At 28.4% G+C, this 15726-nt stretch carries 12 protein-coding genes; 8 read left to right on the forward strand and 4 right to left on the reverse strand.

Annotation, left to right across the window (positions count from 1 at the left end; all coding sequences use genetic code 11):
- Nucleotides 1-129 precede the first annotated feature (129 nt).
- Both fumC and EF514_RS08650 read right to left on the reverse strand, forming a co-directional pair.
- Nucleotides 130-1494 carry a class II fumarate hydratase gene (fumC, locus tag EF514_RS08645; RefSeq protein WP_127725048.1) on the reverse strand — a complete coding sequence of 455 codons (1365 nt, stop codon included), beginning with the start codon at nt 1492-1494 and terminating at the stop codon, nt 130-132.
- Between the two features lie 3 nt (nt 1495-1497).
- Complete coding sequence (locus EF514_RS08650) at nt 1498-2913, reverse strand: aspartate ammonia-lyase (RefSeq protein ID WP_127725049.1); 1416 nt, start codon at nt 2911-2913, stop codon at nt 1498-1500.
- A 113-nt stretch (nt 2914-3026) separates the two neighbouring features.
- Between EF514_RS08650 and EF514_RS08655 the strand changes: the two genes are divergently transcribed.
- The 7 genes from EF514_RS08655 to EF514_RS08685 all read left to right on the forward strand — a co-directional run bounded on the left by EF514_RS08655 (nt 3027) and on the right by EF514_RS08685 (nt 13180).
- Nucleotides 3027-3971 carry a LysR family transcriptional regulator gene (locus EF514_RS08655; RefSeq protein WP_127725050.1) on the forward strand — a complete coding sequence of 315 codons (945 nt, stop codon included), beginning with the start codon at nt 3027-3029 and terminating at the stop codon, nt 3969-3971.
- 66 nt (nt 3972-4037) lie between these two features.
- Entirely contained in the window at nt 4038-5441 is a 1404-nt protein-coding gene (gene miaB, locus EF514_RS08660) for a tRNA (N6-isopentenyl adenosine(37)-C2)-methylthiotransferase MiaB (protein WP_127725051.1), read from the forward strand.
- On the forward strand, nt 5434-8064 hold the full coding sequence (gene mutS / locus EF514_RS08665) for a DNA mismatch repair protein MutS (protein WP_338067659.1): 2631 nt from the start codon (nt 5434-5436) through the stop codon (nt 8062-8064). Before miaB ends, mutS begins: the two co-directional genes overlap by 8 nt.
- Nucleotides 8061-9917 (forward strand): DNA mismatch repair endonuclease MutL, encoded by a 1857-nt coding sequence (gene mutL, locus EF514_RS08670; RefSeq protein WP_127725052.1) that lies wholly within the window; start codon nt 8061-8063, stop codon nt 9915-9917. The genes mutS and mutL overlap by 4 nt, the downstream gene beginning before the upstream one ends.
- A gap of 4 nt (nt 9918-9921) precedes the next feature.
- On the forward strand, nt 9922-10839 hold the full coding sequence (gene miaA / locus EF514_RS08675) for a tRNA (adenosine(37)-N6)-dimethylallyltransferase MiaA (RefSeq protein WP_127725053.1): 918 nt from the start codon (nt 9922-9924) through the stop codon (nt 10837-10839).
- Nucleotides 10826-12112: a methionine gamma-lyase family protein gene (locus tag EF514_RS08680; protein WP_127725054.1), complete on the forward strand. Its 1287-nt coding sequence runs from the start codon at nt 10826-10828 to the stop codon at nt 12110-12112. The genes miaA and EF514_RS08680 overlap by 14 nt, the downstream gene beginning before the upstream one ends.
- A gap of 9 nt (nt 12113-12121) precedes the next feature.
- Entirely contained in the window at nt 12122-13180 is a 1059-nt protein-coding gene (locus EF514_RS08685; protein WP_127725055.1) for a DmpA family aminopeptidase, read from the forward strand.
- A 28-nt stretch (nt 13181-13208) separates the two neighbouring features.
- Here EF514_RS08685 and lexA read toward each other — a convergent pair whose 3' ends face one another.
- Nucleotides 13209-13826 carry a transcriptional repressor LexA gene (gene lexA, locus EF514_RS08690; RefSeq protein ID WP_127725056.1) on the reverse strand — a complete coding sequence of 206 codons (618 nt, stop codon included), beginning with the start codon at nt 13824-13826 and terminating at the stop codon, nt 13209-13211.
- Nucleotides 13827-13992: 166 nt separating this feature from the next.
- Between lexA and EF514_RS08695 the strand changes: the two genes are divergently transcribed.
- A complete protein-coding gene (locus tag EF514_RS08695; RefSeq protein ID WP_127725057.1) occupies nt 13993-14310 on the forward strand; it encodes a LysM peptidoglycan-binding domain-containing protein in 318 nt (105 codons plus the stop codon).
- Between the two features lie 139 nt (nt 14311-14449).
- On the opposite strand, the gene gltS is transcribed toward EF514_RS08695, so the two are convergent.
- A complete protein-coding gene (gltS, locus tag EF514_RS08700; protein ID WP_127725058.1) occupies nt 14450-15700 on the reverse strand; it encodes a sodium/glutamate symporter in 1251 nt (416 codons plus the stop codon).
- Nucleotides 15701-15726: the final 26 nt, after the last annotated feature.

The raw sequence follows: 15726 nt of genomic DNA on the forward strand, positions 1-15726 counted from the left end.
TAAAAATTATCAATTTTTGAATTTCAAAAGGCATTTTAGAGTAAAAATTAAATCTAAAATGCCTTTTGTCTTCAATCTGATCCATTATATGAAAAATATAATGGATTTTATTTATTCTCTTAAATTAATTTAAACCATCTCATTGGGTTTAACTATTAAATCAAATTCTTCTTCTGTAAGTAAATTTAAATGAATTGCTGCTTCTTTTAAAGAACAATTGTGATTAAAAGCATATTTTGCTACCTTAGCGGAATTATCATAACCTATTTTTGGATTTAATGCTGTTACAAGCATTAATGAATTATGCAGATTAAAATCCATTTTTTCTTCATTTGGTACTATTCCAACAGCACAATGTTCATTAAAAGAATTTATAGCATCTGCTAATAAACCAACTGATTGTAAATAGTTATAAATGATTACAGGCATAAATACATTTAATTGAAAATTACCCTGTGATGCAGCGAAACCTATTGTAGCATCATTACCCATAACTTGTACACAGACCATAGTTAAGGCCTCAGACTGAGTGGGATTTACTTTCCCAGGCATAATTGAAGAACCGGGTTCATTAGAGGGAATATTAATTTCCCCTAAACCGCACCTTGGACCACTGGCAAGCCACCTTATATCATTACCAATTTTCATTAAATTTACAGCTGTTGCTTTTATAGCACCATGAGAATATACAATGTAGTCTTTGCTGGTTAGGCCATGGAATTTATTGTCTTCTGATAGAAACTTATAGCCTAAGTTATCTCTTAAAATTTCGCATACTTTTTCACCAAATTGATTAGGAGCGTTTATCCCTGTTCCAACTGCCGTTCCTCCTATGGCTAGTTTTAAAAGCCCCTCATTACTTTCAATAATCATCTCTTTATTTACTTCCAGCATATTTCTCCATGCGCTAATTTCTTGAGAAAATTTTATAGGTGTAGCATCTTGTAAATGTGTCCTACCGATTTTAACTATTTGATCATATTTATTTTCTAAATCTTTAAATGTATTTATTAAACTTTCAATGGAAGGTAGTAAGTTTTTATTTATTTCAATAATCGCAGCTATATGCATTGCTGTAGGAAAAGTATCATTGGAACTTTGAGACATATTTACATCATCATTGGGATGAAGAATTTTTTCTGAGGCTATTTCATTACCTCTGTTAGCAATAACTTCATTTATATTCATATTACTTTGAGTACCGCTTCCTGTTTGAAAAATCTTTAAGGGAAAATTTCCATCCAATTTTTTAGATATAATCTCATCACAGCATTGTTCAATTAAAAGACATTTCTTTTCGCTTAGTTTTCCAAATTCAAAATTTGCTCTTGCACATGCTTTTTTTAGATGAGCAAGTGCTCTAATAAGTTCAATTGGCATTATTTCTTTTCCGATTTTAAAATTATTAAAACTTCTTTGAGTTTGAGCACCCCAGTAAACAGCCTCAGAAACTTTAATTTCGCCCATTGAATCTTTTTCAATTCTATATTTCATATTTCACCTACTATCTTTACCTATTACACCAGGTTTTAACATTTTAAATGGGTCTAGAATATCATCTATTTCTGATTCCGGTATAAGTTCATCTCTCAATATTAATTCTCTAATGGATTTTCCTGTTTTTAAAGCCTCTTGAGCTATTTTAGCAGCCCTATCATAGCCAACATAAGGATTAATTGCCGTAATCATCCCGATAGAGTGATCTACTAATCTTCTACTTTCTTTTCTATTAGCAACAATATCAACTATACAATTATCTATAAAAGTAGTAATTCCATTTATAAGTGTATTTAATGAATCAAATAGCTTGTAGAATAAAATAGGCTCAAAGGCGTTTAATTCTAATTGACCCGCTTCGGCAGCCATAGTTATAGTTACATCATTTCCTACAATATTAAAAGCAACTTGATTTACAACTTCAGGAATAACTGGATTTACTTTTCCGGGCATAATTGAAGAACCGTTTTGTTTAGGAGGTAAGTTAATTTCTCCAAAACCAGTTCTAGGTCCGGAATTCATTAATCTTAAATCATTACTTATTTTAGATAAAGAAACTGCACAGGATTTAATTACTCCTGAAACCATTACATAAGAATCCAAATTTTGAGTATTATCTATTAAATCTTCTGCTTGAGTTAAATTTAAACCACTTATTTTGCTTAAATTAGGGACTATGTTCTTAACATAATTTACATCAGCGTTTAAACCTGTTCCAATGGCAGTACCACCTAAATTTAAAACCTGCATTTCGTTCATTGCAAGAGTAAACCTTCTAATATCTCTTTTAATTGCACTGCTGTAAGCATTAAACTCCTGACCTAGAGTTATAGGTACTGCATCTTCAAGTTGTGTTCTTCCCATTTTAATAACATCGGAAAATTCAACAGATTTTTTTAAAAGAGCAGATTCTAAATCTTCTAATTTACTAATAGCTTTAATAATCAATTTTAATACAGTCATTTTTCCGCCTGAAGGATATACGTCATTAGTTGATTGTCCCATATTTACATGATCATTAGGATTAATAATTTTATAATTTCCTTTTTCTTCTCCAATTAGTTCCAGCGCTATGTTGGCTATTACTTCATTAGTATTCATATTAGTAGATGTCCCAGCACCACCTTGTATTGGATCAACAATAAATTGATCATGAAATTTTCCAAGGATTATTTCATCACAAGCTTTCACTATAGCGTTTCCAATTTTTGAATTTAGATCTCCAATTTCCATATTAGTTATAGCTGCAGCCTTTTTTATCTCTGCCATTGAAATAATTAATTCCGAATATAATTTCTGTCCAGTAATATTAAAATTATCTTTAGCTCTAAGTGACTGGGAGCCATAGTACGCCTCTTTAGGAATCTTAATTTTTCCAATGGAATCTTCTTCTATCCTGTATAATTCACTATTCATTTTACCCTCCAAAATTTACACTTTAAACAAATTTCTCTTGATATAATTATAGTTTTATTCTATTATATAATCAAATATATAATAATGTATAGAACTATAGACAGGGGTATATAATGTTTAAAGGTATTGAATATGTTTATGAAGTTTATTTAGAAAAAAGTTTTTCAAAAGCTGCGAAGAATTTATTTATTTCACAACCATCTTTAAGTGCGGCAATTAAAAAGATTGAATTGGAAATAGGTTTTGATATTTTTGATAGAACAACGAAGCCAATAGGGCTTACAGAATTTGGATTGGAATATATTAAGTCTCTAGAAAAGATTTTGGAGATAGAGGAAAATTTCAACAATTACTTACAGGATCTTAGTGACTTGCAAGCCGGTAGCATTTCAATAGGAGGCACAAATTTATTTACTTCTTATATTTTACCTCCCATTCTATCTGAGTTTTCAAATAAATATCCAAAGGTTAAATTAAATATTATAGAAACGAATACAGCAGAACTTGAAAAGTATCTTTATAATGGTTCTTTGGATTTGGTAATTGATAATTATGATTTTGATAGCTCTGTATATGAGCGTAATTTTTATTCAAAGGACAATATTATGTTAGCTGTACCAGCTAAATTTGAATCTAACAATAGAGTAGGAGAATACCAAATTCCCTACGAAGATATTAAATCCGGAAAATACTTAGATGAATCTGTTAAAACTCTACCTTTAAAAACTTTTAAAGATGAACCTTTTTTATTTTTAAAAGAAGGAAATGATACACGTATAAGAGCGGAAAAAATTTGTGTAAGAGAAAATGTAAAACCTAATATTTTATTGGAATTAGATCAACAGATGACTTGTTTTAATTTAACTTGTTTTGGAATGGGAGTTTCTTTTGTAAGTGATATATTACTTAAAAATGTTGGCGAAAATAAAGAAATATATATCTATAAGCTAGAAACTTTTGATTCAGCAAGAGAGGTTTCTTTTTACTATAAAAAATTTAAATATTTAAAAAAAGCAACTCAAGAATTTTTAAAAATTGCTAACAGTATAAAAATATAATTTACTTATTAATAGATATTATTAAGGTTTAGCATTATATGATATAATGTTTTATTGGTGATAAGTATGATAAATAATTTAGATTTGTTAAAGGATTCTAATGAAAATATAAATGAATATATAAAAAATATAGTAGAAAATTACTCTGTTGACAAGAATGCAAAAGTAATTACACATGGATGCCAAATGAATGAACATGATTCAGAAAAAATTGAGTGGCTTCTTGAAAAAATGGGATACAATTTAGTAGAAGAAAATGAAGATAGTGATTTAATAATTTTAAATACCTGCTCAATAAGACACTCAGCAGAAGATAAAGTTTATGGACAATTGGGTAGTTTAAAACATTTAAAGAAAAGTAAACCCGGTTTAAAAATAGGCGTATGTGGATGTATGATGCAAAGGGATGAATCTAGAGAATATGTTCTAGAAAAATTTGAGAATGTAGATATAATTTTTGGAACTAATAATATTTGGAAACTTCCGGAACTTTTAAGTAAAAACTACGCTTCTAATAAAACAACTGTTGATATTGAAGAGAACTCAGATAATTTAGATGATTATCTTGGAGCAAATAGACTATATTCTTATAAATCCTATGTAAATATAATGTATGGATGCAATAATTTTTGTACGTATTGTATCGTCCCATTTACTCGTGGTAGAGAGAGAAGTAGGGAGCCAGAGGATATTTTAAAAGAAATTAAATTTCTAGCTGAAAATGGTACTAAGGAAATAACTTTACTTGGTCAAAATGTAAATTCTTATGGGAAATCATTGGAAAGTCCTATTAGTTTTGCTGAGTTAATATATAGAGTTAGTGAAATTAGTGGAATTGAAAGAATTAGATTTATGACTTCTCATCCTAAGGATATTTCAGATGATTTAATTTATGCATACCGAGATATAGATAAACTATGTAATTTTTTACATTTACCTGTACAAGCTGGTTCAAGTAGAGTTTTAAAGCTTATGAACCGAAAATATACAAAAGAGGATTATTTGAGAAAAATAGATAAAATTAAAAATGTAAATCCCGATATAGCCTTGTGTACTGACTTAATGATAGGGTTTCCTTCAGAAACGGAAGAAGATTTTTTAGAGACAATAGATTTAGTTAAACGTGTACAATATGACACTTCTTTTACTTTTATCTATTCAATGCGAGAGGGAACTCTTGCTGCAAAATCTAATGAGCAAGTTCCAGACGATATAAAACACAATAGATTTGAAAGATTACTTGATGTGCTCTATTCTATACAACTAACTAAAAATCTTAATTTTATAGGGAAAACATGTAAGGTTTTAGTGGAGGATGTAAGTAAAAATAATAAAGAATATTTAACGGGTAGAACTGATGAATTTAAATTAGTAAACTTTAAGGGAAATGTAGATAATATTGGCAAAATTATAGATGTAAAAATTGTAGATGCCAATACTTTTTCATTAAAAGGTGAAATAATTGGATAATAAAGAAAAAAAATTAACTCCAATGATGGAACAATATTTAAAAATAAAAGAAGAATACAAAGATGAAATTTTATTTTTTAGACTTGGAGATTTTTATGAAATGTTTTTTGAAGATGCAATAGTTGCATCAAAAGAACTTGATATTGCCTTAACTAAGAGAGCAGGTGGTAATTCAGGAGATTATCCTATGTGCGGTGTACCATACCATGTAGCTGATAATTACATTTCTAAACTTATAAATAAAGGATACAAAGTAGCTATTTGTGACCAGATGGAAGATCCTGCAACTGCCAAAGGCTTAGTAAAGAGGGAAGTAACTAAAATATTTACACCAGGAACATTTACAGATTATAATTATTTAAAAAGAGATGAAAATAATTACTTGCTTTCAATAGTATTGTCCAATAAAAGTTTGTATATGAGCTATGCAGATTATAGTACCGGAGAGTTATATACAACTTTTAAAAGTTTCTTTAATATTGATGATTTAGTAAATTTCCTAATTGATGAATGTTATAGAATCAATCCTTCGGAAATATTAATTAATAAATTTGAAAATAAGTATATAAAAGAATTTTTAAATGCGTCAAAATTTTATATTAATTATATTGATGAAAATTTAGAGGACATTTCTTTAACTGATGAAGATGAAACTTATATTAATAGTAATATTTTTAAAGATTTAAACGTCTTAAAGGCTGAAAATAAAGTTGATAATTTTGCATCTATTTATAATTTATTAAAATATTTAATAAGAACTCAAAAAAATGATTTAAATCACTTAAATAACATTATCTTTTATGAAGATAAAAACTTTTTAATATTGGATGAACATTCAAAGAGAAATCTTGAACTAATTAAAGGTATTAATACAAATTCAAAATCTGAATCTCTTTTAGAAATTCTTGATAGAACTAAAACCTCTATGGGTTCACGTGAATTGAAAAAATGGATTGAAGAGCCTCTTATTGATAAAGTTAAAATTGAAAAAAGATTAGATATTATTGAAAGTCTAAATGAAGATTTAATTTTATTAAATGACATATCAACAATGCTAAAAGAAATTTATGATATTGAAAGATTAAGTGTTAAGATTTCTAATAAGACTATCAGTCCTAAAGAAATGATTTCTCTTTTAAATTCCTTAAAAGCAATAAAGGAAATTAAAAATTTACTTCAAAACTCCCAAATAGATACAATCGTAAATTTGTCTTTATCATTAGATCCCTTAGAATATATAGTGAAAGAAATTGAATCCATTATTGTAGATGATCCTCCGGCTGTAATTGATGATAATAGATTTATAAAAAAGGGTTATTCAGAAGATTTGGATATATTATTTGAAGCTAGCGATGAAGGTAAAAGTTGGATTCTTAATTTAGAAGAAAAAGAAAAGAACAGAACGGGAATTAAAAATTTAAGAGTAAAGTATAATAAAATTTTAGGATATTTTATAGAAGTAACTAAGTCAAATATTTCCCAAGTTCCTGATGAATATATTAGAAAACAAACTTTAGTGGGGTCAGAAAGATACTTTTCCATTGAACTTAAAGAAATGGAATCTAAAATACTAGGTTCTAAAGATGAAGCTTTAAAGTTACAAATGCAGATTTTCAATAACTTAAAGAGCTTTTTATTAGAAAATTTATACTTTATTCAAAAAACAGCCAAAGAAATCTCTAAAGTTGATGTATTTGTATCTCTATCTACAGTTGCTAGAGAAAATCAGTATATTAGACCTACTTTAAATGATAGCGGGATAATTTCTATAAAAAATGGTAGACATCCAATAGTTGAATCAAAATTTATGGAAGAGTTATTCGTTCCTAATGATACCTATATGGATATGGATAAAAACTTAATTCACGTGATTACAGGGCCAAATATGGCAGGAAAATCAACATATATGAGACAAGTTGCCTTGATTATAATAATGGCTCATATGGGGTCTTTTGTGCCTTGTGAAAGTGCTAATATTTCAATTGTAGATAGAATTTTTACGAGGATAGGGGCCTCAGATAATTTGGCACGTGGTGAAAGTACTTTTATGGTAGAGATGAAAGAAGTGTCAAATATAATTAAAAATGCCACTAAAAATTCCTTCCTAATTTTAGACGAAGTCGGTAGAGGAACAAGTACCTATGATGGATTGGCCATTGCCTGGGCAATAATAGAGTATATTGCCACTGATGTAAAAGCTAAAACTCTTTTCGCTACACATTACCATGAATTAGTTAACTTGAAAAATAAGTATAACTGTATTTCTAATTTAACTATTGCTGTGGAAAAAAAAGAGGATACAATTATTTTCCTAAGAAAGATAATTGAAGGATTTAGTAATAACTCATACGGTATTGAAGTGGCAAAATTAGCCGGTGTAAATGATTATATAGTAAGTAGAGCGAATGAATTACTGCAATATATTCAAAACAATGAAGATATGAATATAAATAAGAATATCTTAAAAAAAGATAGTGTAAAAATAGAACAAAAAAGTATTTTTGATGTTAAGAAGGATAATTTTATAAATGAAATTTCTTCTATAAATATAAATGAAATTTCTCCCATTGAAGCAATGAACCTTCTAAATCAATTGATAATAAATTCAAAGGATTTGAAATGAGTATTATAGTATTAGACGAAGCTACAGTTTCTAAAATAGCTGCGGGAGAAATTATAGAAAATCCCGCTTCAATAGTAAAAGAATTAATTGAAAATTCAATAGATGCAAATTCCAGAAATATTACTGTGGAAGTTAAAGGTGACATTGGTAACTATATTAGAGTCACAGATGATGGAGATGGTATGACAAAAGAAGATCTTTCTGTTGCCTTTTTGCGTCATTCCACTTCTAAGCTAAAAACAGCGGAAGATTTAAACAACATTGTTTCCTTAGGATTTAGAGGCGAAGCACTGGCAAGTATTTCTCATATTTCAAAAGTAGAAGTTTTAACTAAGACTGATACAGATTTATCCGGAATAAGAGCTGAAATTGAAAATGGTAATATTACAAAGATTAATAATGTAGGACTACCTAATGGAACTACATTTTTTATCTATGATGTATTTTATAATACACCTGTTAGAAAAAAGTATTTAAAAAACAATAACACTGAATTTAATTATATTCTTGAAGTAGTACAAAAAATTTCTTTAGGTAATCCTAATATTGCATTTAAATTAATAAGAGACAATAAGGTTGTTTTAAATACTACTATTGAAAATGATATTAAAAATAGAATTTTTTCTATATTGGGAAGGGATATAGCTACAAATTTATTAAATAATTCTTTTGAATCAGAATCTTATAAAATCAATATTTATTTTTCAAATAATAAATTATATAGATCCAATAGATTTCATCAATATATTTATATCAACGGAAGATACGTTAGAAATTTAGATATTTCAAGATTAATAGAAAAATATTATTATTCTTTGATTCCTCTAAACAGGTACCCTGTCTTTCTTTTATTTTTAGAAATTGATCCTATTTTAGTTGATGTAAACATTCATCCAAAAAAGCATGAAGTTAAATTATCAAAGGATAACAATGTAATGGCTATAATCGGAGAAACTATAGAGGAAATTCTCTTCCCAAATAGAAAAATTATAGATCCCATTTCAAATACAAAAGAAGAGTTTAAAAAAAATGTATCGGTTTTTGAAATATTTTCTACAAAGGAAGAGGAGAGTCCCGAAGAAAAAAATAATTATCTTGATTCTTTAGATGGGATTAATGAAAATATTTTTAATGAAGAAAATTTAACCTTTGAAAATTACAGTACTGAAATTGAAAATATTAATTTTTTAAAAGATACAAGTGATCACTATACAACTTCAAATGTTTATAAAGAAAACGAACTGAAAGATTCACATTCTCAAATTAACAAAAATCTTTTAGATTATAGAATTGTGGGAATTCTCTTTAAAACCTATATTATTTTAGAAGATAGCTTTTCAAGTATACTATATCTTATAGATCAACATGCAGCCCATGAAAGAATAATGTATGAACATTATAAAGTGCAGTTTGAATCTTCTGAGGTTGTAAGACAAATATTATTAACTCCAGAAGTGATTAATTTAAGTGCTGATGAAATGTCTAAAATTGAAAATAATTTTGAAACATTTTTAAACTTAGGTTTCCAAATTGAAGAATTTGGTGAAAATGCAGTTATTATAAGAGAGGTGCCTGTAATTTTTGGAGAGACTCCACATATTGATTTTATATATGATGCAATTGCGTCCTTAGACAAAGATATTAAATCAGGCTATGAAGTTGATCCATATAAAATAATGAGAAAAGCTTGTAAATCTGCTGTTAAAGCTGGAGATAAACTCTCTACTGATGAAATAAATAAGCTTATTAAAGATTTAATAAAGTGTGAAAATCCCTATACATGTCCACACGGCAGACCTACAATTATTGAAATAAAAAAACGAGATATTGAAAAATTATTTTTAAGGGAGTGATTTATTGAATAATTTATTGATTTTAACTGGTCCTACAGGAATAGGAAAGACAGAATTATCCCTTAAAATTGCCGATAAATATAATTGTGAAATTATTTCCGCGGACTCTATGCAAATATATAAAAAACTAAATATTGGTACTGATAAGATAGATTTAAATAAAATTAACATTCCCCATCATTTAATTGACATAGTGGATCCAGATGAAGATTTTACTGTTTCGGATTTTCAGAAAAAATCTAAAGATTTAATTATGGAAATATCTAAAAAGAAAAAACTCCCCTTTATTGTAGGCGGAACAGGTTTGTATATTAATTCAATTATTTATAATTTAAATTTTCAAGAAGTGACAAAAGATGAGGAGTATAGAAAGTATTTAGAAGCTTTATATGAAGAAAAGGGATTAAATTACCTATATCATAAATTATATGATTTAGACCCAACACTAGCTATTACAATGGATAAAAATAATAAAAACAGAATTATAAGAGCTTTAGAGATATTGAAGTTTGGAGATAAAAAAGAAACTTCTAAATTTAGGGAAGAAAATAATGATTATAACTTGCTTTTTCTAGGATTAAATATGGACAGAAATGCACTTTATAAAAGAATAAATAATCGTGTAGATACAATGATTGATAGCGGACTTGTAGAAGAGGTTAAAAACTTATTAGATATGGGTTATAGTGATAGTTCAAATGCTTTTAAAGCTATAGGCTATAAAGAAATAATAAGTTATTTAAAAGGTAATATAACTTTAACGGAATCTATTGAGTTAATAAAGAAAAATTCAAGAAACTATGCAAAAAGACAAATTACCTGGTTTAAAAGAGACAATAGAATTATTTGGTTTGACAAAAATGATATAAATCTTGAAAATAAAATATTTAATTTAATAGGAGACAAATTTGGAAATATTTAAAGAATTTATTTTTGAAAATTATGAAATAGATAATAATATATGTGATTTTGTAGAAGAATGTGAAAAAGTACTTTCAGAAAGGTTCAAAGAATTAAATGATATTAGTCAGTATAATCAGGTAAAAATTTTAAAATCTATGCAAAATCACAAACTTCAAGCTACAGATTTTAATTGGACAACCGGATATGGCTATGGTGATATAGGAAGAGAAAAAGTTGAAAAAATATATAGTGATATTTTCAATACGGAAGATGCTTTGGTAAGGCCTAATATAGTTAGCGGAACACATGCAATATCTCTTAGCTTATTTGGAATATTAAGATCAGGTGATCATCTTCTTTCAGCATCAGGTAAACCCTATGACACCTTATTAAAGGTAATTGGAGTTACTGGAGATGAGCCTGGAAATATGATGGAGCAAGGTATTAAATACTCTGAAGTTCCAATGGTAAGAAATGAAATAGATATTGAAGCAGTTAAAAAAGCTATACAATCTGATACAAAAGTGGTGATGCTACAACGTTCTACTGGATATAGTGATAGAAAAGCATTGAGTACTGAGCAATTGAAAAGAACCATTGAATCAATTAAAAATTTTGCACCTAATATTATTATTTTCGTAGATAATTGTTACGGGGAATTTACTGACATTACTGAACCTTCTGATTTCGGAGCTGATATTGTAGCAGGTTCATTAATTAAAAATCCCGGTGGCGGTTTAGCATACTCAGGCGGATATATAGTTGGTAAACAAAAATATATCAATTTAATATCAAATAGACTTACAGCACCGGGAATAGGAAAAGAATGTGGATTAACTTTTGGCATTACTCGTCAAATATTACAAGGGCTTTTTTTAGCTCCTAAAGTTGTTGAGGATGCTATTAAATCAGCATTACTATTTTCTGTTGCCTTTGAAAAATTAGGATACGAATGTTTTCCGAATTATAGGGAAAAACGTTCTGACATTATACTATCCATTAAGTTAAATGATCCGGAAAAATTATGTGAGTTTTGTAGAGCTATTCAATTTGCTTCTCCAGTTGACGCCCATTTTACACCGGAGCCATGGGATATGCCAGGATATGACAATAAAGTAATTATGGCCGCAGGGGATTTTATTGAGGGTTCTTCTATAGAGCTTTCTGCTGACGGACCAATGAGAGAACCATACTATGTCTATTATCAGGGTGGTCTTACTTACTACCATGGTAAATTTGCGCTTATGAAAGTTCTTAGTAATTTTAAATCAAAAAACTATATAGATATATGAGGAGGAGTTATGGGAATTTATTCAAAAAAATATACTTTCGGAAAATATAAGAAAGGTCTTAGAAACAAAATTACAGACGTTAAGGGTGTAAAGGTTGGACATGTAACACTTGACTCTGGTCCAATTAAAACTGGTGTTACAGCTATTTTGCCCCATGGTGGCAACACCTACAAAGAAAAAGTCATAGCAGCTTGTTCTGTTTTAAACGGCTTTGGCAAAAGTGTAGGTTTAGTTCAAATAGAAGAATTGGGAACTTTAGAATCACCTATAATTATGACTAATACCTTAAGCGTGGGTACTGCCTTAACTGCTTCAATTAAATACATGATGGAAGAAAATCCTGATATGGGAGCTAATTCAGGTGCTACTAATTGTGTAGTAACAGAGTGTAATGACGGAGTTTTAAATGACATGAGAGGACTACATATTACAGAAGAACATGTAATTGATGCAATTAAAAATGCTTCTGAGGATTTCGAAGAGGGAAGTATAGGAGCGGGAAGAGGGATGATTTCTATGAATCTAAAAAGTGGTATAGGTTCATCTTCAAGAATAGTTCAGCTAGATGATGAAGAATATACCATTGGTACTTTAGTATTGTCAAACACTGGTACAATTAAAAACTTTAGAATTTGTGGTGAATCAATAGGCGAAATGATGTACAATGCAAGAAAAGCAAACAAAAAAGAAGAATTTGAAAAAGGTTCAATAATTATAGTAATTGCAACTGATATTCCTGCTAATGATAGACAACTAAAAAGAATAGCAAACAGGGCTTCAATAGCGCTTGGGCGCGTTGGTTCATATATGGGTCATGGAAGCGGAGATATTGCTATAGCTTTTTCTACTTCTAATAAAATTTATCATGACTCTGAAAAAACGATTTTAAATACAAAAATGCTAGATGATGATAAAATCGACACTATATTTAATGCTACTGTTGATTCAATAGAAGAATCAATAGTAAGTTCAATAATACATAGTGTTACTACCAAAGGTAGAAATGATAAAGTAATTTACTCTTTAAAAGATAATTTATCGAATTTAGGTATGGAATTTGAAATATAAAAACAGACGGGTTAAAATCCGTCTGTTTTTACATTCTTCGATATAAACCTACTATTTTCCCCAAAATACTCAATTCTTTAACATATATGGGCTCCATAAAATCATTTTCAGGTTGTAATCTATAACCATCGTTTTCTTTATAAAAAGTTTTTATTGTAGATTCTTCACCTATAAGTGCAAGTACTTTATCACCATTTCTAGCAAATTCAGTTTTTTCAATAACTACAAAATCTCCTTCTAGAATACCAGCATTTATCATACTTTCACCGCGAACTTTTAATATAAATAAATTTTTATCCTGCGCAAATTCAACAGGAAGAGGGTAGGTATCTTCTATGTTTTCATAGGCTAAAATTGGCATTCCAGCTGTTACTGAACCAACTATTGGTATATCAACCGTTTTCTTTTTTAACATTAAAAAATCATCATTAGTGTCTACTATTTCAATAGCTCTTGGTTTGGTAGGATCTTTCTTTATGTATCCTTTATTTTCCAGCTTTTCAAGGCTACCATGAACAGTTGAAGTACTTTTTATTTCAAGCTCCTGACAAATTTCTCTAACAGTAGGTGGATAGCCCTTTGCATCAAGAGATCTTTTCAAAAACATAAGTATTTCCGTTTCACGTTGGGTTAAGTCTTCATACATAATAACATAAACCTCCATTATAATTTGTTTATATTATAACAAAAAAGAACAAACATTTCAAACGTTTGTTTATAAAGTATTGACAAAAAATGTATGTTCGATTAAAATTAAATAAGAACAGATATTCCGAACGTATATTTGATTTTAAAAGGTAATAGGTGATAGTATGAAGAAAAAAATTTACTTAAAAAAAACAAGAATAATTATATTTTTATTAATTACTTTTATATTTTCGACTGGTATAAATACTGTAGATTCCTTTGATTATAATGTATCAAACTTTAATGCTAATAATTCCAATTTAGATGTTGAAGATTCTTATATTAACTATATAGTTAAAGAGAATGACACTATATGGTCCATAGTCAATGAAAATATTGATATTAAACGAGATAAACGTGAATATGTTAGCAATATTATAGAGCTTAATAATATAAAAGGAAATATATATCCTGGTGATGTACTATTAATACCTAGTTATTAATAAATAAGATAATACAATAGCTAACTTCTGAACTACAATATAAAAAATATAAAAATACAAGGATATAATTATTCACAAAATTATTATTTTGTGAATAATTATATCCTCTCCTTTTATAATATTTATAATATCTGATATATTAACCAGTAAATCCACTTACAAAAGTTTTGATAAACCAAATAGTTGTTGGCTGATATATTATATCTACTAAAAAAGCACCCACTATTGGCACTATAATCATTGCTTTTCTTGACATTCCATATTTTTCATTTAATGCAGTCATATTGACTATTGATGATGGAGTTGCTCCAAGTCCATGTCCACACAGTCCTGCACACATTACAGCAGCATCATAATCACTACCTAAAATTCTAAATACTATGAAATAAGCAACTAATATCATAAATATAACTTGTGCTATTACTACTAATAATACCCCACCAATTAATCCTGCTAGTTCCCACAATTTTAATGTCATTAATGCTAGTGATAAGTATAAATTAAGCATAACATTGCCAATACCATCTACTAATGAAAAATTAAAATTATATAACTTGACTTTTTCATTGAAATTTCTAAGTATTACTGCAACAAACATTGCACCAACATATGTAGGAAATTCTAACTCCCCTTTTAAGGGTACGTCTGTAATCCATTTCGAAACCATAATGCCTAATGCCATACAGACTAATATTGAAGTTACATTTTTTATTATGTCCAAATCAGAAAGTTTTTGACTAGTGTCTAAATTTATATCAGTTATTGAAGTATCAAAATCTTCACCACTTTTTGGCTTAAGATTATTTTTTTCTATTAAACGTCTACCAACTGGACCTCCTATTAAAACCGCAGATATTAATCCAAAGGTAGCAGCAGCAGCTCCTACTAATGGTGCTGTTTCATAACCCATATTCGCAAACGTATCTCCATACGATAAAGCAGCTCCATGCCCTCCAATCATTGAAATCGAACTAGCAAGTAATCCATAAGGAGCTTCTAATCCTATTATTTTTGATATACTTATACCAATAGTGTTTTGACATATAGATATTACACCACAAATTAGCCAATATATAATAAGTAATTTTCCACCCTTCTTAAGTAAAGTAAAACTAGCTCCTAATCCTACCGTTGTAAAAAAAGCTAACATAAAAGTACTCTGAAATATATTGTCAAAATTAAAATTAAATGTATTAGTACTATATCCAAGCCAAGTCACAAACATAAAAATAAATCCTCCCACTACAGGAGCTGGAATACAATACTTTTCAATAATTTTTACTTTATTAACTACAAAATAACCTAATAATAATAGTAAAGCTGCAAACGCCAAAGTCATTGTTGAATCAACATTAATATTTAAAATACCATTTACCTTCTCAAATCCCATAATAAACCTCCAATTTTATGTTAAAA

The sequence above is a fragment of the Anaerosphaera multitolerans genome (genome assembly GCF_004006535.1).
GTDB classification, from domain to species: Bacteria; Bacillota; Clostridia; order Tissierellales; family Peptoniphilaceae; genus Anaerosphaera; species Anaerosphaera multitolerans.

Bases quoted from the DNA above. Each gene is read 5' to 3' on its own strand.
- fumC (WP_127725048.1), bottom strand. From the start codon at position 1,494: ATGAAATATAGAATTGAAAAAGATTCAATGGGCGAAATTAAAGTTTCT.
- EF514_RS08650 (WP_127725049.1), bottom strand. From the start codon at position 2,913: ATGAATAGTGAATTATACAGGATAGAAGAAGATTCCATTGGAAAAATT.
- EF514_RS08655 (WP_127725050.1), top strand. From the start codon at position 3,027: ATGTTTAAAGGTATTGAATATGTTTATGAAGTTTATTTAGAAAAAAGT.
- miaB (WP_127725051.1), top strand. From the start codon at position 4,038: ATGATAAATAATTTAGATTTGTTAAAGGATTCTAATGAAAATATAAAT.
- mutL (WP_127725052.1), top strand. From the start codon at position 8,061: ATGAGTATTATAGTATTAGACGAAGCTACAGTTTCTAAAATAGCTGCG.
- EF514_RS08685 (WP_127725055.1), top strand. From the start codon at position 12,122: ATGGGAATTTATTCAAAAAAATATACTTTCGGAAAATATAAGAAAGGT.
- lexA (WP_127725056.1), bottom strand. From the start codon at position 13,826: ATGTATGAAGACTTAACCCAACGTGAAACGGAAATACTTATGTTTTTG.
- EF514_RS08695 (WP_127725057.1), top strand. From the start codon at position 13,993: ATGAAGAAAAAAATTTACTTAAAAAAAACAAGAATAATTATATTTTTA.
- gltS (WP_127725058.1), bottom strand. From the start codon at position 15,700: ATGGGATTTGAGAAGGTAAATGGTATTTTAAATATTAATGTTGATTCA.